Annotated in this window: 23 protein-coding genes; 21 read left to right on the top strand and 2 right to left on the bottom strand. The window is 58.4% G+C overall.

Going from position 1 to position 23,430, the window contains the following annotated elements; all coding sequences use genetic code 11:
• Positions 1-4: 4 nt before the first annotated feature.
• The 21 genes from PHW99_RS00395 (at position 5) to PHW99_RS00295 (ending at position 20,792) form a co-directional block, all read left to right on the top strand.
• Positions 5-1,363, top strand: a complete 1,359-nt coding sequence (locus PHW99_RS00395) for an oligosaccharide flippase family protein (protein ID WP_300172608.1) — start codon at positions 5-7, stop codon at positions 1,361-1,363.
• A gap of 3 nt (positions 1,364-1,366) precedes the next feature.
• A complete protein-coding gene (locus PHW99_RS00390; protein ID WP_300172606.1) occupies positions 1,367-2,023 on the top strand; it encodes a class I SAM-dependent methyltransferase in 657 nt (218 codons plus the stop codon).
• Positions 2,024-2,033: 10 nt separating this feature from the next.
• Positions 2,034-3,050, top strand: coding sequence for an acyltransferase (locus tag PHW99_RS00385; RefSeq protein ID WP_300172605.1), 1,017 nt, complete (start codon positions 2,034-2,036; stop codon positions 3,048-3,050).
• Positions 3,047-3,874: a glycosyltransferase family 2 protein gene (locus tag PHW99_RS00380; protein ID WP_300172603.1), complete on the top strand. Its 828-nt coding sequence runs from the start codon at positions 3,047-3,049 to the stop codon at positions 3,872-3,874. Before PHW99_RS00385 ends, PHW99_RS00380 begins: the two co-directional genes overlap by 4 nt.
• Positions 3,871-4,683 carry a glycosyltransferase family 2 protein gene (locus PHW99_RS00375; protein WP_300172601.1) on the top strand — a complete coding sequence of 271 codons (813 nt, stop codon included), beginning with the start codon at positions 3,871-3,873 and terminating at the stop codon, positions 4,681-4,683. The genes PHW99_RS00380 and PHW99_RS00375 overlap by 4 nt, the downstream gene beginning before the upstream one ends.
• Positions 4,581-5,450, top strand: coding sequence for a glycosyltransferase (locus PHW99_RS00370; protein ID WP_300172599.1), 870 nt, complete (start codon positions 4,581-4,583; stop codon positions 5,448-5,450). Before PHW99_RS00375 ends, PHW99_RS00370 begins: the two co-directional genes overlap by 103 nt.
• On the top strand, positions 5,447-6,385 hold the full coding sequence (locus tag PHW99_RS00365) for an SDR family oxidoreductase (RefSeq protein ID WP_300172597.1): 939 nt from the start codon (positions 5,447-5,449) through the stop codon (positions 6,383-6,385). The genes PHW99_RS00370 and PHW99_RS00365 overlap by 4 nt, the downstream gene beginning before the upstream one ends.
• Positions 6,382-6,942, top strand: coding sequence for a sugar transferase (locus tag PHW99_RS00360; protein ID WP_300172595.1), 561 nt, complete (start codon positions 6,382-6,384; stop codon positions 6,940-6,942). The genes PHW99_RS00365 and PHW99_RS00360 overlap by 4 nt, the downstream gene beginning before the upstream one ends.
• Before the next feature lie 66 nt (positions 6,943-7,008).
• On the top strand, positions 7,009-7,332 hold the full coding sequence (locus tag PHW99_RS00355) for an H-NS histone family protein (protein WP_300172593.1): 324 nt from the start codon (positions 7,009-7,011) through the stop codon (positions 7,330-7,332).
• 24 nt (positions 7,333-7,356) lie between these two features.
• Positions 7,357-9,225 (top strand): nucleoside-diphosphate sugar epimerase/dehydratase, encoded by a 1,869-nt coding sequence (locus PHW99_RS00350; protein ID WP_300172592.1) that lies wholly within the window; start codon positions 7,357-7,359, stop codon positions 9,223-9,225.
• Between the two features lie 129 nt (positions 9,226-9,354).
• A complete protein-coding gene (gene argB / locus PHW99_RS00345) occupies positions 9,355-10,245 on the top strand; it encodes an acetylglutamate kinase (RefSeq protein ID WP_300172590.1) in 891 nt (296 codons plus the stop codon).
• Positions 10,246-10,271: 26 nt separating this feature from the next.
• On the top strand, positions 10,272-10,883 hold the full coding sequence (gene slmA / locus PHW99_RS00340; protein WP_300172588.1) for a nucleoid occlusion factor SlmA: 612 nt from the start codon (positions 10,272-10,274) through the stop codon (positions 10,881-10,883).
• A 129-nt stretch (positions 10,884-11,012) separates the two neighbouring features.
• On the top strand, positions 11,013-11,711 hold the full coding sequence (locus PHW99_RS00335; RefSeq protein ID WP_300172586.1) for a TetR/AcrR family transcriptional regulator: 699 nt from the start codon (positions 11,013-11,015) through the stop codon (positions 11,709-11,711).
• A 26-nt stretch (positions 11,712-11,737) separates the two neighbouring features.
• Positions 11,738-13,534 (top strand): acyl-CoA dehydrogenase C-terminal domain-containing protein, encoded by a 1,797-nt coding sequence (locus PHW99_RS00330; protein WP_300172584.1) that lies wholly within the window; start codon positions 11,738-11,740, stop codon positions 13,532-13,534.
• Between the two features lie 33 nt (positions 13,535-13,567).
• Positions 13,568-14,026 (top strand): DUF2147 domain-containing protein, encoded by a 459-nt coding sequence (locus PHW99_RS00325; protein WP_300172583.1) that lies wholly within the window; start codon positions 13,568-13,570, stop codon positions 14,024-14,026.
• An 82-nt stretch (positions 14,027-14,108) separates the two neighbouring features.
• Entirely contained in the window at positions 14,109-16,517 is a 2,409-nt protein-coding gene (locus PHW99_RS00320; RefSeq protein WP_300172581.1) for a 3-hydroxyacyl-CoA dehydrogenase/enoyl-CoA hydratase family protein, read from the top strand.
• Positions 16,518-16,669: 152 nt separating this feature from the next.
• Positions 16,670-17,179 carry a DUF4442 domain-containing protein gene (locus PHW99_RS00315; protein ID WP_300172579.1) on the top strand — a complete coding sequence of 170 codons (510 nt, stop codon included), beginning with the start codon at positions 16,670-16,672 and terminating at the stop codon, positions 17,177-17,179.
• Between the two features lie 12 nt (positions 17,180-17,191).
• A complete protein-coding gene (locus PHW99_RS00310; RefSeq protein ID WP_300172577.1) occupies positions 17,192-18,388 on the top strand; it encodes an acetyl-CoA C-acyltransferase in 1,197 nt (398 codons plus the stop codon).
• A 77-nt stretch (positions 18,389-18,465) separates the two neighbouring features.
• On the top strand, positions 18,466-19,350 hold the full coding sequence (locus tag PHW99_RS00305; RefSeq protein WP_300172575.1) for an alpha/beta fold hydrolase: 885 nt from the start codon (positions 18,466-18,468) through the stop codon (positions 19,348-19,350).
• 87 nt (positions 19,351-19,437) lie between these two features.
• The gene (locus PHW99_RS00300; RefSeq protein ID WP_300172573.1) at positions 19,438-20,232 is read left to right on the top strand and encodes an enoyl-CoA hydratase; all 795 of its coding nucleotides are present in this window, start codon (positions 19,438-19,440) and stop codon (positions 20,230-20,232) included.
• Between the two features lie 62 nt (positions 20,233-20,294).
• A complete protein-coding gene (locus PHW99_RS00295) occupies positions 20,295-20,792 on the top strand; it encodes a thioesterase family protein (RefSeq protein WP_300172571.1) in 498 nt (165 codons plus the stop codon).
• Positions 20,793-20,857: 65 nt separating this feature from the next.
• Here the strand turns inward: PHW99_RS00295 and PHW99_RS00290 are convergent, their stop codons facing one another.
• Complete coding sequence (locus PHW99_RS00290; RefSeq protein WP_300172569.1) at positions 20,858-21,280, bottom strand: hypothetical protein; 423 nt, start codon at positions 21,278-21,280, stop codon at positions 20,858-20,860.
• A 13-nt stretch (positions 21,281-21,293) separates the two neighbouring features.
• Positions 21,294-23,228 carry a S8 family serine peptidase gene (locus PHW99_RS00285; RefSeq protein ID WP_300172568.1) on the bottom strand — a complete coding sequence of 645 codons (1,935 nt, stop codon included), beginning with the start codon at positions 23,226-23,228 and terminating at the stop codon, positions 21,294-21,296.
• Positions 23,229-23,430 lie beyond the last annotated feature (202 nt).

Here is a 23,430-nt window from a genome sequence, read left to right as displayed (position 1 = left end):
TGACATGTCGGTCGTCGCCCGTTCTCACCGCTCACTGATCCGCTCGGCTGTCTGGTCCTTGCTGGGGACGGTTGTGCCCATGTTGGCGGCACTGCTGGCCGTGCCCTGGTTGATGCGTTACCTGGGGCAGGAACGTTTGGGTGTGTTGTCGCTGGTCTGGGTTGTCGTTGGTTATTTCAGCTTCCTGGATATGGGGTTGGGCCGCGCGGTGACGGTCGCGGTTGCTGCGCTGCGGGCTGAAGGCGACGGCGCACGGCCTGACGAGATGCATGTGCTGGGATCGGCCTCAGTACTGCTGTTGGGGCTGGGCGTTGCGGCGGCGGCGATGTTGGGGTTGGGGCTGATCACTTGGGGTGTCCCGTTCCAGATGTCCTCCTCCGAATTGCGTCTGGAGGTGGCTGAGGCCCTGCTCTGGACGTTGCCCAGTTTGCCTTTGCTGCTGTTGTCTTCTTCCCTGCGTGGCCATCTGGAGGGTGTGGGGGCTTTTCGTCAGCTTAATTTGTTGCGAATCCCGACCGGTGTTCTGCTGGTGGCCGGCCCCTGCATGACGGCGGTTTATGTTCCCAGTCTGGTGTGGGCGTGTCTCAGCATCCTGCTGGTCAGGGCTTTGCATGTGTTGGTGTTATGGAAATTGGTGGCAGACCAGACGGGGCATGGTTTTCTGGGCATGACCGCCGTATTGTTGAGGGCGGGTAGCGGTGTCTGGCTGCGTCGCCTGTTGACTTTTGGCGGGTGGGTCACCGTCAGCAATGTGATTGGCCCGGTCATTGTTTATGTTGACCGCTTTGTCATTGGGGCCACCTTGACTGCCAGTGCGGTCACGGCTTATGCCGTGCCCTTTGATCTGGTGTCACGTTTGCCCGTGCTGGTTGCTGCGTTGTGCAGCGTGCTGTTGCCAGAATTGACCCGGTTGTCCAGCCTGGCGGCAGCCGCGGATCCGGGCGCTGCCAGCAGGGCACATCGGCTGGTGACCAAGTCGAGTTGGCTGAGCGCGGTGGTGGTGACGATCCTGGTGTTGATAGGTTGCTGGATGACACCGTGGGCGCTGGCGGTGTGGTTGGGGGCGAACCTGGCGCAGCAGAGTTCACACTTGACACAGATTTTATTGGTGGCTTTTGGGGTGAATGCGGTGGCCCAGATTCCGTTCACGGCTTTGCAGGCGGTTGGCAAGGTGAGATCGGTGGCTCTGTTGCATTGCGCAGAGTTGCTGCCCTATGCCGTACTGGTGTTTTTTGCCATTTCCTGGTTGGGGATTGAAGGTGCTGCCTGGGCCTGGCTGGCGAGAAGCATCGTAGACTACTGCGTTTTGGTCTGGATGTGGCATTTGCACACTGACCGCACACCGTCGGTCATGACGATTTGAGACATGCAAAGTTACCAGGATAAATCAGACGATTATTTTGCGCACGCGCGCAAAGAGATACTGCCGCTTTTGCCGCAGCACTGTGGCCGGGTTCTGGAGCTTGGCTGTGGATCGGGTGCCACTTTGGGGTGGCTTCGCCAAACCCAAAAAGCATCCTACACCGTGGGGATTGAAATTGCCGAAGGGGCTGCTGCGGCTGCCAGAGCACATGCGGACGAGGTGCATTGGGCTGATTTTGAGCGCAGCGACGTCGCCCTGGCGGGTGAAAAATTCAACGTCATTTTGTGCCTGGATGTGCTTGAACACATGGTCGATCCCTGGTCCGTTGTGGACCGGCTGGTGAGCGCTTATCTGGCCGACGGGGGAACGCTGATTGCCAGTGTTCCCAATGTGCGCCATTACAGTGTGGTGCTTCCGCTGCTTTTTGGTGGGCGCTGGGATTATGCGGATGCCGGCTTGCTCGACCGGACTCATCTGCGGTTTTTCACCCGTGGCACGGCACAAGCGTTGTTGTCCCACGCTCAGCTTGGGGATGTGGCTTGCATGACCACCGGTTTTGACGGGGTTTCAAAAAAGCGGGTGTTCAACACCTTGACGCTGGGCATTTTTCAGGACCTGATCACTTACCAGTATTACCTTGCCGCTCGCAAGGTGCGTTGAACGGTGCCTCATGGCGACAGCACAGAAGAATTCGCTTGACCTGTTGCGGTTGTTTGCCGCTACCCTGGTTCTGTACAGCCACCAATACGCCGTATTGGGGTTTGTTCAGCCGGCCTTTCTCGACTGGACCACGCTCGGTGGCGCAGGCGTGTCGATTTTTTTCTTCCTGAGTGGATGGCTGGTGTGGTCCAGTTGGGCGCGTGATCCTGACGCAAATCGGTTTTTTCTGCGGCGGTCCTTGCGCATTTTCCCGGGGTTATGGCTGGTGGTTGGGGTGACCGTTTTGCTGATCGGGCCGGTGTTGTCCAGTTTGGCAATGACGGACTATTTCAGTGCATCGAAGACTTGGCGTTACCTGACGACCTCGGTGTTGTTGGTCAGGTATGAATTGCCTGGCGTTTTTGCAAGTAACCCCTATCCGGTGGCGGTGAATGGCTCGCTCTGGACCCTGCCGGTTGAATTTTTTTGCTATGTGTCAGTTGCGCTCGCCGGCGTTCTTGGACGAGGCCGTGAGAACAGGGCATGGGGCGTTGGTTTGGGGCTGGCGGTGCTGGTGGCGGTGTTTGGCACACGTGTTGTGGGGGACAAATACATTACACATGTTGAAATGGTCGGCTTTTTTTGGTGGGGTGTCTGGTACGGGCATGTCAGCACCAAGGCACCGGTAGACAGGGAAAAGGTGTTGCTGTGGAGTGCGCTGGTCTTTGTCGTGTTTCTGGTTGTGGATTCCCGCGGAGTGGAACGCACCGCCATTTTGTTGTTTGCTGCTGCCTTGGTGATCATGGCCCAAAAAACGGCTGTGGGGGCCGGTTTGACTGATCGGTTGGGCGATCTGTCCTACGGCATGTACATTTTTGCTTTCCCGGTGCAACAGACCATTGCGCAGATGGGACAGGGGCGTGGCTGGCCGTTTGGTTTGTATCTGGGCTTGTCTTTCCTGGTGACGGCAACGCTGGCCTACCTGTCCTGGCATTTTGTCGAGAAGCAGGCGTTGCGGTTCAAACCCAAGACAGGGACACCGGCATGAAGCGTGTGGACGTGGTGGTGCTTAACTGGAATGGTTGGCGTGACACGCTGGGGTGTATTGCATCCCTGCAGAAGCTGGAGTACCCCAATTTCAGTTTGATCGTGGTTGACAATGGCTCAACCGATGGGTCGGCAGAACATCTTTTGCGTCACCAACCGGGGCTTGAGTTGCTCCAGACGGGGGCCAATCTGGGCTTCGGGGGCGGGTGCAATGTGGGTATTCGCAAAGCGCTTGAGCGGGGCGCAGATTATGTCTGGCTGATCAATAGCGATGCCACTGTGGATCCCCAGGCCTTGTCGGAGATGGTCGCTGTGGCTGAGCAAAATCCGGCTGTCGGGGCTGTGGGTTCGGTGTTGTACGAGGTGGCACCGGCTGATCAGGTCCAGTTGTGGGGCGGTGGCAAGGTGCAGCTTTGGCGTGGGGGTTCACGGCACCAAAGACAACCCGCTGAACTGGATTTTGTATCTGGTGCGTCATTGTTGTTGCGCCGTGAAGCCCTGCAGGCGATAGGCCTTTTTGACGAACAGTCCTTTTTTATGTATTGGGAGGATACCGATTTGGGTTTTCGTCTACGTCAGGCCGGCTGGCGGCTGGCCGTGGCGGCCGGGTCCCGGGTTTGGCACCAACAGTCAGCCAGTCTTGGCCAGGGGAGTCCTCTGCTGGATGAATATTTCACGCGTTCAGGTGTTCGATTTTTGCGCCGGCATGCTCCGCTACCATGGTTTTCTGTGTCGGTCATGGTGGGTTTGATGCTGTTGAAGCGCTTGTTCGCGGGGCAGCTCGCTCGTGTCCGCGCGGTGATCAAAGGGGTGGCTCAATCATGAGCAAAACTGCTGCCGTGAGTGTGATCATCCCCTGTTTTCGGTGCGCCAAAACCCTTGAGCGGGCGGTGGCCTCGGTAGCTGCCCAGACGGTATTGCCGATGGAGCTGGTTCTGGTGGACGATGCCAGTCAGGATGGCACCCGGGCGCTGTTGTATGAGTTGCGGGAACGATACGAGCCCGGATGGGTCAAACTGGTTTTACTGGATCAGAATGTGGGCGCTGGTAGTGCCCGCAACGCGGGGTGGGCCGCTGCCAGCCAGCCCATGATTGCTTTTCTTGACGCAGACGATGCCTGGCATCTTCGGAAAATTGAAGTTCAGTACGGTTATATGGTGGCCAATCCTGATGTTCTGATGTCGGGGCATGAATGCCGGTTTTTGAAGCAGGAGGTGTTGCCGTATTGGGAGCTTGGCAAAGAAGCAGCACAGCCGGTGAGCAAGTGGCGCATGATTTTCAAAAATCAGTTTGTGACACCATCGGTGATGGTGAGACGCGATATTCAACACCGATTCATAGAACGGCAACGGTATATGGAAGACCATATGCTCTGGATGCGGATTGTGTGCACCAGCACGCGTGTCGTGAAATTACCGGTTGCTTTGGCGGCTATTTATAAGAATCCGTTTGGTGTCACGGGGCTCAGCTCTCAAATCTGGCTCATGGAGCGCAGCGACCTGGGGAATTATCAGCGTCTTTACAAAGATCGATGTATCAATGCCATTCAGTTCTCGATCCTGGTGTTGTACTCTATTTTGAAATACGTACGTCGGTTGATGATCTATACAGCCTATTTGCGATGGAAAAAATAACCGAATCCCGACCTGTCACCATTTCCATTTCAGTGGTCAGCCATGGACAAATGGATATGGTGATGGACTTGATGCAGGATATACATGCCCATTGTCATGGGCAAGCGATTGAACTGATCTTGACGCTCAATATTCACGAGGTTTTCACCGTGGATGAGCACCATTTTTTCTACCCTATCACGGTCATCAGAAATACGGTGCCTCAAGGGTTTGGTGCCAACCATAACCAGGCCTTCAGGGTTGCGCGGGGTGACTATTTTTGTGTGCTCAACCCGGATATTCGTCTGGATGTGTGCCCGTTCCAGGCGTTGCTGGGGTGTTTGGAGGAAGTCAAGATTGGTATTGTGGCGCCACGAGTCCTGAATCCATCGGGAACCACGGAAGACAGCGCACGGCGGTTTCCGACATTGAAAAAAATCATGGGAAAACTGGTCAAGAAAACTCGATCAATTGACTATGCCTTGGGTGACGAGCTGGTGGATGTGGATTGGGTGGCCGGTATGTTCATGCTGTTTCCTCATGCAGTTTTTGAAAACCTGAAGGGGTTCAACGAACGCTATTTCCTGTATTACGAGGACGTGGACATCTGCGCCAGGCTGCACCTGATTGGTCTGCGCGTCGTCGTGGACCCGGGTTCTTGTGTGGTGCATCATGCCCAACGACGCAGTCATCGTAGTCTGAGGTATCTGCGCTGGCATGTCGGCAGCATGTTGCGGTTTTTATGCTCTGCGGAATATCGTCAACTTAAGTCGCAGCATCGGTTATGAGTATCTTGGTAACTGGCGCCAACGGGTTGATTGGGCGTGCGCTGTGTGCCCGTCTGCAGCTAGAGGGGGAGGTTGTCCGGGCCGCTGTGCGAACTTCGGAGTCGATCCCGGGTGCTTTTGTCGTTGGGGATATCCATGCGTCGACGGATTGGTCGACTGCCTTGACGGGTGTCAGCGTGGTGGTGCACTTGGCGGCACGTGTTCATGTCATGGACGATACGGCTGAGGATCCTATGGCTGAATTTCGTCGTGTCAATGTTGATGGGACGCTCAACTTGGCGCGCCAGGCCGTTGCGGCGGGCGTGAAGCGTTTTGTTTTTGTCAGCTCCATCAAGGTCAATGGTGAGTTCACGCGACCCGGGGTCGTTTTCCGGGAGTCTGATGTTCCTGATCCGCAAGATAACTATGCGATCAGCAAATATGAGGCCGAACAAGGCTTGCGGGCCATCGCTGAGGCCACCGGCCTGGAGCTGGTCATCATTCGGCCGCCTTTGGTTTATGGTCCGGGTGTCAAGGCCAATTTTGACGCCTTGATGCGTGTCGTGGTCAAGGGCTGGCCTTTGCCCCTTGGCGCTGTCCACAATCAACGCAGCTTGATTGCCCTGGATAACTTGGTGGACTTCCTCATGACCTGTATTTCGCACCCTCAAAGTGCTGGTCAGACCTTTCTGGTCAGTGACGGGAAGGATTTATCCACGTCCGAACTGGTTCGCGGACTAGCCCAGGCGCTTGGTGTTCCTGTTCGTTTGTTGCCGGTGCCTGTATGGACACTCCAGTTGATTGGGGGGCTGATTGGCAAGGGCGGCGCGGTGCAGCGTCTGTGCGCCAATTTGCAGGTGGATAGCGCCAAGAGCAGGAATTTGTTGGGCTGGACGCCACCTGTATCTGTGCAAGAAGGGTTGATGCGGGCTGCCGCTGGAGTGACATCACCGTGAAAAGAATTTTTGATTTGGTTTTGGCCGTGTTTGCCAGTCTGGTTTTGATGGTTCCGGTCATCTTGATTGCGCTTGTCGTTGCCTTGACCTCCAGGGGGCCCGTGTTGTATTGGTCTGATCGGGTGGGGCAGAACAATAGGTTGTTCAAAATGCCCAAATTTCGCAGTATGCAAATAGGGACACCGGCAGTGGCTACGCATTTGTTGAATAACCCAGGTGCTTATTTGACCCCGGTTGGCGGTTTTTTGAGGAAATCCAGTCTCGATGAATTGCCACAGTTATGGAGCATTATTCATGGTGATATGAGTTTTGTCGGGCCGCGACCCGCCCTATTCAATCAACATGATTTGATTCAATTACGTACCGATGCCGGCGTTCATCAATTGCTCCCAGGTTTGACTGGATGGGCGCAGATCAATGGCCGTGATGAGCTTCCTATACCTGAGAAAGTGGCGCTTGATATTGAATACATGCAAAAAAAATCTATTTTTTTTGATGTCAGAATTATTTTTTTGACAGCCTTGAAAGTTTTAAAGAGAGATAATATTTCCCATTAGAAATCACGTCCAAGTGATGTTCAGGGATCTTTGGGTTTTCTTAACGTTCATGTATAGGTGTTGAATATGACCAGTTTGATCGACATTCAAAATCAAATCGCATTGTTGCAAAAGCAGGCTGATGAGTTGAAGGCAAAGGAGTTTGACAAAACAGTGCAGGAAATCCTCGCCAAAATGGAAGCCTTTGGTATTACCTTGGATGATCTTCAGGGTGGCAAAGCGCGAGGGCGCAAAGTGACGAACAAACCAGGCAAATCCAGCAACCCGGCACCTGCAAAATACCGTGGGCCGAACGGAGAAACCTGGAGCGGCCGCGGGTTGATGCCACGTTGGCTCGCTGCTCTGGTCGCACAAGGGCAGTCCAAGGAATCGTTTGCAATTGGTGTCTAAGCGGGGTTGCCTCAGGGTTTGTTGATGCAAAGCAGGGTACTTGAGTGGCCGCGTTCGGCGAAGCGGCTGGTGGTGGTGGCGCTGGATATCTTTCTGGCGCTGCTGGCAACCTGGATTTCCTACACCCTGCGGCTCGACCAGCCCCATTGGCCGTCGGGAGCGCAATGGTGGGTCTATTTTTTGGCCCCGGTGTTGTCGATCCCGATTTTCGTTCGGTTTGGTTTGTATCGAGCCATTTTCAGGTACACGGGGCAAGCTGCACTGCAGGCAACTGGCCTGGCGGTGCTGCTGTATGGCGGGCTGTTGTCGGTCATTTTGCTGTGGACGCAATGGCCGATGGTGCCGCGCAGCCTGGGTGTGCTTCAGCCGCTGGTGTTTTTATTTCTGGTGGGGGCAAGTCGGGCTGTCGCCCGATTTTGGCTGGCTGATCTAGGGCGTGTGGGCGCCCAGATGGATGGGCGTTTGCTGATTTACGGTGCCGGTGCGGCAGGGGTGCAAACTGCTGCAGCATTGCACTTGTCACCACAATATGCCTTGATTGGTTTTGTCGACGACGATGCCACCAAGATTGGGCGCAGTGTCAACGGTGTGCCTGTGATCGGGCCCACAGAAATAACAGCCGTTGTCGCAAGTCAGGGGGTGACGGATATTCTGCTTGCTCTGCCCAGTGTGTCCAGGGATCGTCGGAATGCCATTTTGGAGAGCTTGCGCCATTTGCCGGTACATGTCCGCACGCTTCCGGGCTTGTCAGACTTGGCCAGTGGCCGCGTCACCATACAGGATTTTCGTGAACTCGATGTCGAAGATTTGCTGGGGCGCGATCCGGTGCCCCCGGATATTGCCTTGTTGGCCAAAAACCTGACAGATAAGGTGGTGCTGGTGACCGGTGCTGGGGGTAGCATTGGTGGCGAGTTGACGCGCCAGATTCTGTTGCAACGCCCACGGCAATTGCTGCTGTTTGACCATAACGAGTTTGGTCTTTACGCCATTCACCAGGAATTGCTGGACGTTTGTGCAGCGCTTGGATTGCGACTGGATTTGGTTCCTTTGTTGGGCAGTGTGGCGAATCCTGACCGTTTGGCCGCGGTTTGTGCAACTTATCGACCGTACACGGTGTATCACGCAGCTGCCTACAAACATGTGCCAATGGTTGAAGACAACCCAGGTGAAGGCATTTTGAACAATGTCTTTGGGACGTTGAACATGGCGCAGGCCGCCCTGGCCAGTGGGGTTGCCCATTTTGTGCTGGTGTCCACAGATAAGGCAGTACGGCCCACCAATGTCATGGGGGCAAGCAAACGGATGGCTGAGCTGGTCTTGCAGGCCATGGCGGCCGGCATGCCCAGGACTTGTTTTTGCATGGTACGGTTTGGCAATGTATTGGGTTCCAGTGGCAGTGTGGTGCCCTTGTTTAGGCGTCAATTGGCTTCTGGCGGACCACTTACCGTGACCCATACCGAGGTCACACGTTATTTCATGACGATTCCTGAGGCCGCGCAACTGGTGTTGCAAGCTGGTGCCATGGCGGAGGGGGGGGATGTGTTTGTGCTGGACATGGGCGAGCCGGTGAAAATCATGGATCTGGCGCGTCGCATGGTAGAGCTTTCGGGGTTGCGCGTGCGCAATGCGTTGCAGCCAGATGGTGACATCGAGATTACAGTGACCGGTCTGCGCCCCGGTGAAAAACTATATGAAGAACTGCTGATTGGCGACAACCCGACACCCACTGCTCACCCTCGCATCATGAAGGCGCATGAAGATCATCTTGAATGGTCACAACTGGAGCCACATTTGCGTGTTTTACGTCGAGCAGCAGAAGCCAATGATGTGCCCGCGATCAAAAGCGTATTGCAGACTTGTGTGCATGGCTATCAGGCACAGTCAGGGGCATGATGCCTGGTATTCGGGTGGCTCCGGTGGTGTCTGCGGGAGGACGCCGATGACCGGCTGCGCGAAGGGTATCGCGACATGCGGCACAATTTGCTGTGTCAGACTGTTTCCAATTAGCTGGATGAATCTTCCATGACCAACGTGACCCACATTGCTCCACGCGACAAAGCCGAAATACTGGCGCAGGCGCTGCCCTATATCCGCAAGTTTCACGGCAAAACCATGGTCATCAAATATGGTGGCAACGCCATGACAGATCCTGCGCTGCAGGCGGCTTTTGCCGAAGATGTGGTGTTACTCAAACTGGTGGGCATCAATCCGGTGGTGGTGCATGGCGGTGGGCCACAAATCGAAACAGCCTTGAAACGTTTGGGAAAGAAGGGCGAATTCATCCAGGGCATGCGAGTGACCGACGCTGAAACCATGGAGGTGGTGGAGTGGGTCCTGGCTGGCGAGGTTCAGCAGGATATCGTCGGTTTGATCAATCACGCGGGTGGCAAGGCGGTGGGGCTGACCGGGCGCGATGGCGGCATGATTCGCGCCCAGAAGCTCAAAATGCTGGACAGTGCCGATGCCAGCAAGGAGCATGACGTTGGCCAGGTGGGTGACATCATCAGCATTGACCCCGGTGTGGTCAAGGCGCTGCAGGACGACGCCTTTATTCCCGTCATCAGCCCCATCGGTTTTGGTGAGAACAATGAAAGCTACAACATCAACGCTGATGTGGTAGCCGCCAGACTGGCCACTGTGCTGAAGGCCGAAAAGCTCATGATGCTGACCAACATCAGCGGTGTGCTGAACAAGGCCGGTGAATTACTCACTGACCTGACGGCCCGTCAAATTGATGGGTTGTTTGCTGACGGCACCTTGAGTGGTGGCATGCTGCCCAAGATCGCCGGTGCTCTGGATGCCGCCAAAAGCGGCGTCAACTCGGTGCACATCATTGACGGGCGTGTACCGCATGTGCTGCTGCTGGAAATTCTGACGGACCAGGCTTTTGGCACGATGATTCGCTCACATTGATGACACGCTACATGACGGAACCGCTCATGACTGCTGTGACACCGGAGCGTCGCTCCCGGCCTAAACCCGGTGAGCGGCGTGAGCAAATTTTGCAGGCCTTGGCGGGCATGCTGGAGCAACCTGACGGCGACCGGATCACCACGGCGGCGTTGGCGGCCCGCTTGCAGGTGAGTGAAGCCGCGCTGTACCGCCACTTTGCCAGCAAGGCACAGATGTACGAGGCGTTGATCGACTTCATTGAACAGACCGTGTTTGCACTGATCAACCAAATCGAGGTCAGGACAGCGGAATCGGGGCGGCGTCGGGTGGCACAGACGGTGGCCATGCTGCTGCAGTTCGCCGAAAAAAATCCGGGCATGGCGCGGGTCATGGTGGGGGATGCCCTGGTGTTGGAACATGAACGGTTGCAACATCGCATGACTCTTTTCTTTGACAAGATTGAAGCGACGCTCAAACAAAGTTTGCGCGAACAGGGCGTCACTGCCAACGCTGTAACCCCAACATTGGAGGCTCAGGTGTGTGCCGCTGTCATGGCGGCATTTGTCCGGGGACGCCTGCAACGTTATGTCAGATCGGGGTTTAAACGCTCCCCGTGTGAACAACTCGATGCCTGTCTGGCGCTGATGCTCGCGGGGTGAGCAGGTCGGCAACCTTTTCTTTCAGGGTAAACCCTTGAATTTGCTAGAAACTTTCCCCTAGAAGCCCTCTGGGCAGTGCACTATCCAGGGAAATGTTGCAAAATAGAACGATCGTTCTTTTTGTTCAACATGACCCAGCTGAATCCTAAACCCAAGCGGAGCCGATCCGCTGACGCCCGAGGCTCTGAAGCCTCGCGTGGTGAACGTGCCTTGCAAAAAGGCCAGCAGACCAAGCAGTTGATCATCAATGCTGCTTTGGGTCTGGCTGAGCAGATTGGCCTGGAGGGCCTGAGTATTGGCGCGTTGGCGGAAGTCACTCGCATGAGCAAATCCGGGGTGTTTGCTCACTTTGGCTCGCGTGAAGAACTGCAGATTTCGGTGGTGCGTGAGTACTACCGGCGGTTTTCCGATGAGGTATTTTTCCCGGCCATGAATGCGCCGCGTGGCTTGCCACGGGTGCGTGCCCTGTTTGCCAACTGGATGAAAGTCGTGGCGGTTGAAATCCAATCCGGCTGCATTTTCATCAGCGGCGCCGTGGAGTTTGACGACCGTCCAGGCCCGGTGCGGGACGCGCTGGCAAGTTCTGTCCAGACCTGGTTGAATGCCATGTACCGTGCCGTAGTACAGGCCCGCGATGAAGGCCATTTGGTCAGCGATGCCGACGCGCAGCAGATGGCGTTTGAAATTCACGGTCTGATTCTGGCGCTGCACTACGAAGCCCGCTTCCTGAAAAATCCGGGAGCCATTGAGCGGGCCAACACCGGATTCGAAAACATTTTGTTGCGCTACGGCAAGGCTGCCGTTCGCGTGCCCCCATTCACTGTCTGATTCCCATTTTTTCTAGGAGAAACCCCATGGCTGTTTACACCCCCCCTTTGCGTGACATGCAGTTTGTCATGCATGAAGTGCTTAACGTCACGGCTGATTTACAAGCTATGCCAGTGCATGCCGAGATGGATGCCGAGACCATCAATGCCGTTCTGGAAGAGGGTGGCAAGTTCGCGACCGATGTGCTGTTGCCACTGAACATTTCTGGCGATGCCGAAGGCTGCCAGCTTGACATCACCACCCATGCGGTGACCACTCCCACCGGCTACAAGGCCGCCTACAAACAGTACATTGAAGGCGGCTGGGCCGCGCTGGCCTGTGACCCCGAGTTTGGCGGCCAAGGCCTGCCGCTGGTGATCAACCAGTGTTTTTACGAGATGATGAACTCGGCCAACCAGGCCTGGACCATGTACCCCGGCCTGACCCACGGGGCCTACGCGGCCCTGCACACCCACGGCACACCCGAGCAAAAAGCCACCTACCTGCACAAGATGACCAGCGGGGAATGGACTGGCACCATGTGCCTGACCGAACCGCATTGCGGTACCGATCTTGGCCTGATGCGCACCAAGGCCGAGCCGCAAGCCGACGGCACTTACCGCCTCACTGGCAACAAAATCTTCATCAGCGCCGGTGAGCACGACCTGGCTGACAACATCATCCACCTGGTGCTGGCCCGCTTGCCTGATGCGCCCCCCGGCATCAAGGGCGTGAGCCTGTTCATCGTGCCCAAATTCATGGTCAATGCGGATGGCTCCCTGGGTGAGCGCAATGGCATTTACTGTGGCGGCCTGGAGCACAAGATGGGCATCAAGTCCAATGCCACTGCGCAGATCGTGCTTGACGGTGCGGTCGGCACCATGGTCGGCCAGCCCAACAAGGGCATGCAGGGCATGTTTGTGATGATGAATGCCGCCCGCCTGGGCGTTGGCAACCAGTCCCTGGGCCTGACCGAGGTGGCCTTCCAGAACGCGCTGGCTTATGCCAAAGACCGCATCCAGATGCGCGCCCTCACCGGCCCCAAAGCCAAGGACAAACCGGCAGACCCGATTCTGGTGCACCCCGATGTACGCAAGATGCTGCTCACTGCCAAGGCCTACGCCGAAGGTGGCCGTGCCCTGCTGTGTTTCAGCGCCATGCTGCTGGAAAAAGAGCACAACCACCCCGATGAAAAAGTGCGCAAAGACTCTGGCGAATTGCTGGCCCTGCTGACACCGATCTGCAAAGCCTTCCTGACCGACAACGGCCACATCTCCACCAATGCCTGCATGCAGGTGTTTGGCGGCCACGGTTTCATCAAGGAATGGGGCATGGAGCAGTTTGTGCGCGACAACCGCATCAACATGATCTATGAGGGCACCAACACCATCCAGAGTCTGGACCTGCTGGGCCGCAAGGTGCTGAGCAACAACGGCGCTACGTTGAAGAAATTTGGCAAGCTGGTGGGTGCCTTGGTGGCCGAAGAAGGTGTCAACGAGAAGATGGCCGAATTCATCACCCCGGTGGCCGTGCTGGCTGATCAGATGACCAAGTTCACTTCTGAGATCGGCTTCAAAGGATTCCAGAACCCCGATGAGGTCGGCGCGGCTGCGGTGGATTACCTGCGTGTGGCCGGTCACCTGGTGTTTGGCTACTTCTGGGCACGTATGGCGCAAGTCGCGCTGCGCCAGATCTCCGCGGGCAACACTGACCCGTTCTATGTTGCCAAGCTGCAAACCGCACGCTTCTACTTTGCCAAGCTGTTCCCCGAGACCGCCACCGCCATGCGCACCGCACGCGCGGGCAGCAAGGTCTTGATGGACACCGATGCAGCCCTGGCCTGAACTTGACCGAAACACCCACAACCGGAGACTTACATGACAAACCAGGCCCTATCCCTTGTAAAACGTGCGCAAGCTGCTCTTATTTTGATTGCGGCTTGCGGTGCGGCATCGGCCCAGATGTCCCCCGTGGGCAGCTGGCACAGCATTGACGACAAAACCGGCGAACTCAAAAGCCTGATCGTCATTGCCGACAACGGCGGCGTGCTGAAGGGTCGCATTGACAAGTTGCTGCGCAAGGATGCTGACCAAAAAGCCGTGTGCAAAGAGTGCTCGGACGACCGCAAGGACAAACCCTTGCTGGGCCTGGAGATCATCCGAGGTGCCAAACAGGTTGAAGGCAAAGAAGTCTGGGAAGGCGGCAAGATTCTTGACCCGGAAAACGGCAAGGAGTACACCTTGCGCCTGACCCCGATTGAGGGCGGCAAAAAGCTCGAAGTGCGTGGCTCCATCGCCTTCTTTGGGCGCACCCAGACCTGGGTTCGCGCAATGTGATACCGCACCAGGCAGCCTGTGCTTGCGTTGTGTTGCAACGGGCTGCTGGGTCAGAACCTTCCATGAAATTTCAGGAAAAGACATGTCTCGATTCAATGTGAAAAAAGTTGCCGTGCTTGGTGCCGGTGTGATGGGGGCGCAAATTGCAGCGCACCTGGCCAATGTCAAAGTCCCGGTGGTGTTGTTCGACCTGCCGGCCAAAGAAGGTGCCAAAAGCGGCATCGTCACCCGTGCCATTGACGGCCTGAAAAAGCTCAAGCCATCCCCCCTGGGGGTGCCCGAAGACGCCGCACTGATCAGCCAAGCCAACTACGAAGAGCACATGGACCTGCTCAAGGAATGTGATCTGGTGATCGAGGCGATTGCCGAGCGCATGGACTGGAAGCTTGATCTGTACAAAAAGATCGCCCCCTTCCTGGCGCCGCACGCCATCGTTGCCTCCAACACTTCCGGCCTGTCGATCACCAAACTGAGTGAAGTGCTACCGGAAGAAATCAAACCGCGTTTTTGCGGCATCCACTTCTTCAACCCGCCACGCTACATGCTGCTGGTGGAGCTGATCAACACCCCTACCACCCAGCCGCAAATCCTCGACGACCTGGAAGCCTTTGTCACCAGCAACCTGGGCAAAGGTGTGGTGCGTGCCAAAGACACCCCCAACTTCATCGCCAACCGCGTCGGTGTGGCCGGCATGCTGGCCACCATGAAAGAGGTGGCCAACTTTGGCCTGAGTTTTGATGTGGTGGACGACCTGACCGGCAAGAAACTGGGTCGCGCCAGCTCCGGCACGTTCCGTACCGCCGACGTGGTGGGCCTGGATACCATGGCTCACGTCATCAAGACGCTGCAAGACACCTTGTCCCTCGACACCGATCCGTTTTACGCCAGCTTTGCCACCCCCGAGGTGCTCAAGACCTTGCTGGACATGGGCAACCTGGGCCAGAAAACCAAGGCCGGTTTCTTCAAGAAGGTTGGCCGCGACATCATGCGTTTTGATCTGGCCAGCAAAGAGTATGTGCCCGCCGGTCAAAAGGCCGACGAGGTCTATGCCCGCATGCTGAAAAAGCCCGCTGCCGAGCGCCTGCAACTGCTGCGCAACAGCGAAGGGGCCCAGGGTCAGTTCCTGTGGGCGATTTTGCGCAATGGCTTCCACTACGCTGCCGTGCATCTGGCCGAGATCGCCGACAACGCCCGCGATGTGGATTTGTGCATGCGTTGGGGTTTTGGCATGAAGCAGGGTCCGTTCGAGTTGTGGCAAGAGGCCGGCTGGCTCACCGTGGCCAACATGGTCAAGGAAGACATTGACGCAGGCAAGGCTCTGTGCAGCGCACCGCTGCCCGACTGGGTCTTCAAGGGCCCGGTGGCAGAAGCCGGTGGTGTACACACCCCACAAGGCTCATGGAACCCCACCACCGGCCAATTTGTGCCCGTGCGCAGCCTGCCGGTTTATGTGCGCCAGTATTTCCCGGAAAACGTGCTCGGATCCCAGGCGGCAGATGCGGCCACCGCAGGCACCACGCTGCATGAAGACGAAGCCATCCGCCTGTGGACGCTGCCCGGTGCGGATGCCGATGTGCTGATTGCCAGCATCAAGACCAAGATGCACGCCATCAGCCCTGGCGTGGTCGAAGGCCTGGTGCAGGCGGTGGACCTGGCCGAGGCCAACTACAAGGGCTTGGTGATCTGGAGCAACGACGAGATGTTCTCTGCCGGGGCCGACCTGCAAGCCATGCTGCCGGCCTTCATGGTCGGCGGTGTGAAGGCCATCGACGGGGCCGAGGCCGAGATGCAGCAAGCCATGCTGAAAATCCGTTATGCCGCCGTGCCGGTGGTCTCTGCCGTGCGTGGCCTGGCACTCGGTGGTGGTTGCGAACTGGCGGTGTACTCCGCCAAACGCGTGGCCGCCATGGAAAGCTACGTGGGCCTAGTGGAAGTCGGCGTTGGACTGGTTCCCGGGGCAGGGGGCCTCACCTACATTGCGCGGCGTGCTGCAGAAAACGCAGCAAACTCGACCGGCAAAGACCTGCTGCCGTTCTTGACCGAAGGCTTCACCGCCGCCGCCATGGCCAAGGTGGGCACCAGCGCGCTGGAGTCGCGCAAACTGGGCTACCTGCTGGACAGCGATGTGGTCGTGCCGCACAAGGACGAGCTGCTGTTCGTCGCCCTGGCGCAAGCCCGCGCCCTGTTCGACAGTGGCTACCGCGCACCGCACAAGCGCCTGTTCCCGGTGGCCGGTCGCAGTGGTGCCGCCACCATCAAGGGAACACTGGTCAACATGCGCGACGGTGGCTTCATCAGCGCGCACGACTTCCACATTGCCAGCCTGATCGCCAACGTGGTGTGTGGCGGTGATGTCGATGCCGGCAGCCTGGTGAGCGAGGAATACCTGATGACGCTGGAGCGCCAGGCCTTCTGCTCGCTGTTGACACACCCCAAGACGCAAGAACGCGTCATGGGCATGATGTCCACCGGCAAGCCGGTTCGTAATTGATGAAGCTACTGCGCGACTCCCAGGCGTCGTTGGGCGGTGCTCGCAATCCTCACGTACAGATGTACGTTCCGGTTGCTGCGCTCCGTCCACCTAGCCTGAGAGCCGCGCGCTACGCTTCCTCAATCACGAACTCACTTCTATAAGAGGCCACGATGACCCACGCTGCCGTTATGAAGCCCAACCGCCTAGCGCGTTCCCTCGCCAAGTTGGATCGGGTCCCCGCGCCACTGCGCCCCTGGGTGCGCAACAAGGTGATGGGCCGCACCGTGCCCTTCACCGGCACGGCCGGGCTGGAGTTTGTGCTGATGACCCCGCAACGGGTCGAGATTGCCATTGCCAACCGCCGCCCGGTGCAAAACCACATCCACGGTGTGCACGCAGCGGCCATGGCCTTGCTGGCCGAAACCGCCACCGGCATGGTGGTCGGCATGAATGTGCGCGACGACTGCCTGCCGCTGGCCAAGAGCATGCACATTGACTTCAAAAAACGTGCCCAGGGTGCCATGCGCGCCGTGGCCATGTTGTCGGATGAGCAACGTGCGCTGATGCAGCAAAGCCACAAGGGCGAAGTCAGCGTGCAGGTGCAGGTCAGTGACGAGTCGGGTGCTGAGCCCATCCAATGTGAATTCATCTGGGCGTGGATACCCACGTCGAAAAAATAAAGGAGTTTCCCCATGAAACAAGTTCAAGACGCCTACATCGTTGCGGCCACCCGCAGCCCCATCGGCAAATCCTCACGCGGTTTCTTCCGCAACACCCGCCCGGACGACTTGCTGGTGGCTGTGCTCAAGTCCGCGCTGGCCCAGGTGCCCAACCTGGACCCGAATGCGATCGAAGACATCGTCTGCGGTTGCGCCATGCCCGAAGGCCAGGCTGGCCTGAACATTGCGCGTATCGCTGCTGTGTTGGCGGGCCTGCCCACCAGCGTCGGCGGTGTCACCATCAACCGTTTCTGTGCCTCGGGCGTGTCGGCGATCCAGATGGCGGCTGACCGCATCCGCGTGGGTGAAGCTGATGTGATGATCGCCGCTGGTGTGGAAAGCATGAGCATGGTGCCGATGGGCGGCAACGCCCCCTCGTTTTCGCCCATGATGTTCGAGAAGGACGAAAACGTCGGCATCGCCTATGGCATGGGCCTGACGGCTGAAAAAGTCGCCACCCAGTGGAAGGTCAGCCGTGAGGCGCAGGATGCCTTTGCGCTGCAATCGCACCAGCGAGCCCTGGCCGCCCAGGCTGCGGGTTACTTCACTGCCGAGACCACGCCGATTGAGGTCATCGACCGTGCGCCGAACCTGGTCACGGGTGGCGTCATCGAGAAAAAGCGTGTGGTCAGTCTGGACGAAGGCGCGCGACCCGACACCTCGCTGGAAGGCCTGGCCAAGCTCAAGTCACCGTTTGCCGCACGTGGCTCGGTCACCGCGGGCAACAGTTCACAAACCTCCGACGGCGCGGGCGCTTTGATTCTGGCCAGCGAAAAAGCCGTCAAGCAATTTGGCCTGAAACCGCTGGCGCGTTTTGTGTCCTTTGCGGCCAAGGGTGTGCCGCCGCAGTTCATGGGCATTGGTCCGATTGAGGCCATTCCTGCCGCCCTGAAAAACGGTGGCTTGACGCTGGATCAGCTCGACTGGATCGAACTCAACGAAGCTTTCGCTGCCCAGTCGCTGGCCGTCATCAACACCCTGGGGCTGGATCAGTCCAAAGTCAACCCGATGGGCGGTGCCATTGCGCTGGGCCACCCGCTGGGGGCCACCGGCGCGATTCGTGCTGCGACCGTGATCCATGGGCTGCAACGCACTCAGGGCAAATACGGCATGGTGACCATGTGCATCGGCATGGGGCAGGGCGCTGCCGGCATCTTTGAGCGCGTTTGAACGTTCATCACACAGGCCACCTTTGGGTGGCTTTTTTCTTTGACTTTGAACCCCTATCTTGACCACAGGAGCACAACATGGACACCGAGTTTTCGCCCCTCGTCTACACCCAGTTGTCCAGCGATGGCACGCCGATTTCGGTGCGCAGCTACCCGGCCCAGGGCGTGGCGCACGGCAGCGTGGTTATTGGGGGAGCCATGGGCGTGCGGCAAGACTATTACGCGCCTTTTGCCCAATGGCTGTCAGCGCGGGGCTGGCAGGTCTGCACTTTTGACTACCGTGGCATGGGCGACTCCCGGCCCAGCGGCGGGCTCAAGGGCTTCCAGGCCGATTTGCACGACTGGGTGCGTGATTACGAGGCGGTGATTGATCACGCCAAAGCCTGCCTGCCGGCCCAGCCGCTGTACCTGCTGGGACACAGTCTGGGCGCGCAGTTGCCGGGCTTGCTGGGGAATACACACAAGGTGGCTGGCATGCTCAGCGTGGCGGCAGGCAGCGGCTACTGGCGCGAGAACGCGCCGCAGCTCAAGCGCATCGTGCCTTATTTTTGGTACTTTCTCGTGCCTGTGGCGACCCGGTTGTTCGGCTATTTTCCGGGCCGCCGGCTGCGCAAGGTGGGAGACCTGCCTGCCGGTGTCATGATGCAATGGCGTTCCTGGTGCCTGCACCCGAACTACAGTGTGGGCGCGGAGGGTGAGGCGGTGCGGCAACGTTATGCCAGCGTCCGTTTTCCGGTCACAGCCCTGTCGATCGCTGATGACGAGCTGATGACCCTGCGCGGTACGCACAGTCTGATCAATTTGTATGAAAACGCCCAGCGCGAGGTGCATCGCATTGTCCCGTCCGATCTGGCCGTGCACCGCATCGGCCATTTTGGTCCGTTTCGCAGCGAGCAGGAAAGCAAACTCTGGCCACGCATGGCCGACTGGCTAGCCGGATTGGCCGTGCCGCGAGCGGTGTGAGTGTGGAGATCCTCCATGGCAACCGTCACCTGCTGGCAAAAAGGGCCGCTAAGCTGTGACAATCCCGAACATGAAGGACCGACAACCATGAGCCACACATCAACCCAAGGCGGCCACAGCGCCGATATCCTGAGTCACACCGAAGCCGGTGTCACCACCCTCACGCTGAACCGCGTGGACAAGAAAAATTCACTCACCACGGCCATGTACACCGCCCTGGCTGACGCTCTGGAACTGGCGCAGGCCGACGAGCGTGTGCGGGTGGTGGTCTTCCAGGGGCATGAGACTGTCTTCAGTGCCGGCAATGACATCGCCGACTTCCTGAAAGCACCGCCGGTCTCGCCTGACGTGCCGGTGTTCCGTTTTCTGCGCACGCTCAGCACCTTCCCCAAGCCGGTGGTCGCCGCCGTGTGTGGCCCGGCAGTGGGCATTGGCACCACCATGTTGTTTCACTGCGATCTGGTGTATGCCGGTGACAACGCCGCGTTCTCCATGCCGTTTGTCAATCTGGGCGTGTGCCCGGAAGCCGCCAGCAGCCTGCTGGCACCGCAACGCATGGGTTATGTCCGCGCCGCCGAGGCGCTGATGCTGGGGGAGCCGTTCATGGCTGAAGCCGCGCTGGAGATGGGTCTGATCAGCCGCATCGTGCCGCCGACCGAGGTCAATGCGCTGGCGCAGCGCCAGGCGAGCAAGCTGGCAGCCAAACCGACGGCAGCGTTGCGCGAAGTCAAACGCCTGATGAAGCAGGGTCAGGCCGCTCAGGTGGCGCAGTGCATGGCCGAGGAGGCTGCTGTGTTTGGCCGCATGTTGGGGGAACCGGCAGCCAAGGAGGCGTTTGGCGCATTTCTGGAAAAGCGCAAGCCGGATTTTTCAAATTTGTAAGAAAAATAAGGTGTTAGCCCGCATAATATAATGATCTTTAGCTATAAATATTATAGTAAATAATGCCCCACTCCAAAATCGCAAACAGCGCTGATACCGCCGTCACTTTTGAACCCGAATTCATTGCCGGGCTGCAAAAAGTGTTTGAAGAGTTGATTGTGTTCAACCAGGTCCTGGGCCTGAAAATCACCTCGTTGCGACCGGAGCAGGTCCGGGCCCGCATCGACATGCGTCATGAACTGGTGGGGCACTATGCCTACAACCGTCTGCATGGCGGCGTCATCAGCGCCGGACTCGATGCCATGGGTGGACTGGCGGTGATGGCCGCCATCGGTGCCCGGCACATGGATGAGCCACCCGCCCTGCGGCTGCAGCGGTTTGCCAAGCTGGGCACCATTGACCTGCGGGTGGACTACCTGCGTCCTGGTATTGGTGAGTGGTTTGAACTGCGTGCTGAAGTGATGCGCCTGGGCTCGCGTGTGGCCTCGACGCGCATGGAGTTCCTGGGCGCCGATGGCAAATTGTTGTCAACCGGTTCGGCCGCCTACATCGTGTCCTGATACGTTGGCTGTGGCGCTCTGACCGCATGAGCGTGCAAGCCGCTTGACGCCTCGTGTCGGGCTGCTTACCTGGGATGGACGCGGATCGGTACCGGACGCAGGTGAACGGCAGCAACACGGGGGTCGGCACTCAAGGCGTCGAAGGTGCTGGCCAAGGCGGCATTGGAAACTTGCACATAGGCATACACCCCTGGCGCATATTGCAGACTCAGCGCGGGGTAATCGCTCAGCAGGGCCTTCAGGGTGCTGCTTTCTTTGAGGGTGATGATCAGTCCGCTGGCGTACAGCTTTACCTGACCAGATTCGATATCTTTCACCGAGATGAGCGGCGTGCTGCCTGCTGGTGTGGCCTTGTTGGTCGCCGCTGTTGACGGCAGCAGTTCGACACTGCGGCCATTCATGGTAAAGACGTTGCCGGCCATGGCCTGGCTGGCCAGTGTGAGCAGGATGCCCAGGCCGAGTGTGCGCAGTGGTGTGTGGGGGGTCATGATGGTCTTGCCCTTAAATGCTGTAAGAGGTGAGTGTCACGCCCGTCAGCGTGCTGGTATTGAATGTGCTGGATTCGTTGGCCGGGCCGTCCACCAGCATGATCTGAAGCGTCCAGGTGCCAGTCAGGCTGTCGCCATAGAAGGCATTGGTGAAGAAACGGAATTGTTGCCGCCCGTTGGCCAGGATCTGATCGGTTTTGCCGCCCACATACCAGGCGCCATAGGCCGGCAACAGAATCGAGCGTTCGCCGGTCAGTGTGTTGAGCAATTCAAACTGCAGTGTCCCGGGGTTGAGGGCTCGCCCGGTGGTGTTGGTCAGGGTCAGATCCACCTGGATCGGGCCGGACACCCCAGCCGGGAAGGTGGCGTCCTGGGTGATGACCGCCACATTCCCAGCGCTGGGTGCCAGGTTGGAGGCGCTGGATGCACCGCTCAGGTTGGCGGTGAGCGGTGCAGCACGGCGTCCGCTGGGTGGGGCATAGGTCTTGGCCATGGCCACCGCCGCTGCGGCATCCGCCAAACCGAATCCGTAACGCGGCTGGAAGTGAAACCCCCCTTGATTCGTCACCCACGGGTCGCTCAGCACCAGCGGCTGGCTGGCGCCCACGGGCAGGTAGGTCACGGCCTGCGCCCCATGGGCAATGCCGCTGTCGACCTGGCGGGCGGTCTTGGCCAGGATGTATTTCACATCCAGCCAGCTCAGAGCCGGGTTGGCCTCCAGCATCAAGGCGGCAATGCCAGACAGCGATGGCGCCGCCGCAGAGGTGCCATTCATGGTGCCGGTGTAGTTGCAATGGGGGTCCAGCTTGGACTGGCCAAATAGATCAGCCACCAGCTTCAGCGCTGCTGCAGCGTACCTGGCCACCAGCGAGGCCTGGTTGGCCACGTTGTTTTGCCCAAGGTCACAGCCACTGTCATCGGGCGCCACGATGGCTGGCTTGTCAGTGCCGGATTCACCGCCAAAACCAGTGACCCAGTTGCTGGCGCCGGCACTGGAGTAGGGCGCGACCCGGCCGTTGGCGGCAATGGCGGCCACCTTCATGAAATAGGGTTGTCCCTGAATCTCGTAATTGGTGTCCAGGCAAGAGTAGCCCGCAGCGCTGTTGGAAAAACGCTCCAGGATACCGTCCTGGGCGTAGGCGCCTGCGCATCGAACCAGCATCGTGCTGCCGTCCTGCAAGAACGCCTCGCGCGAACCCAGAAATTCATTGCCGGCGGCCTGAAAGTAAATGGCCCCTTTACCAGCGCGCAGGGCGGTGGTGCCATAGTGGGCCGAGATGGTTCGCGGATCGGGTGCCGTGGGGTCGGTTTTGGGGGAGGCATAGTCCGCTCCCGCGCTGTAGTTGAAGATATCCACCAGATCGGCCCGCGAGCCGAAGGTGTTGGCCAGCACCAGATCCGTGCCTGAAACTGCTGTAACCAAATCGGCATGTGCGCCAAAACTCAAACCCTCCGCCACGCCGTTGACCAGCTCCAGCGGGGCAAAGCCCTGCAATGAGGCATTGGGCGCCAACCCGCGGGAGCCCAGATTGTTCCAGCCCTTGGCGGCCGCCACCCCGGCAACCGCGGTGCCATGATCGGCCAGGTTGGAGTCCGCACGGGTGCGTGACGGACTGGGGTCTGACGAGTTGTTGAGAAAGTTAAAGGACATGCCCGCCAACACGTTGGGGCTGACATCCTCGTGACCGATTTCCAGCCCGGAGTCAACCACCGCAATGCGGATGCCCTTGCCGGTGAGGCCTGCACCGCCCAAATGCACCGATGCCACATGCGCATCAATGCCGGCCACCGCATCGGAGTTGTCGATGGCCGAAACCGTCTGGGTGGGGCCCGTGTTGTTCAAGTGCCAAGCATAAGCCGCCAGCGGATCGTCGGCGACCGGTGGTGTGACCAATGAAGGGCTGTTGCTACCGCTACCCCCACCGCAGCCCGCCAAGACGAGCAGCATGGATGCTGCGCCCCGCTTTGAGAAAACTTCTTTTTGATTCATATCGATGGTTTCTGAAATGTCCGCACAAGCGTGATGGCTGCAAATGGTAAGAACGCCAGGGCCTGGCAGCCTTGGCATGGGACAAAGGTCCCAAATGGCCTGCGCCGGGCCGCCTGCGACCTATGCTTGCAGGCATTGCCATTGATTCATCCAACCGGGA

Source organism: Rhodoferax sp. (assembly GCF_028689305.1).
Classification (GTDB): domain Bacteria; phylum Pseudomonadota; class Gammaproteobacteria; order Burkholderiales; family Burkholderiaceae_C; genus Rhodoferax.
The sequence above is the reverse complement of the archived record's forward strand: the minus strand, read 5'-3'. Positions and strand labels throughout refer to the sequence as shown.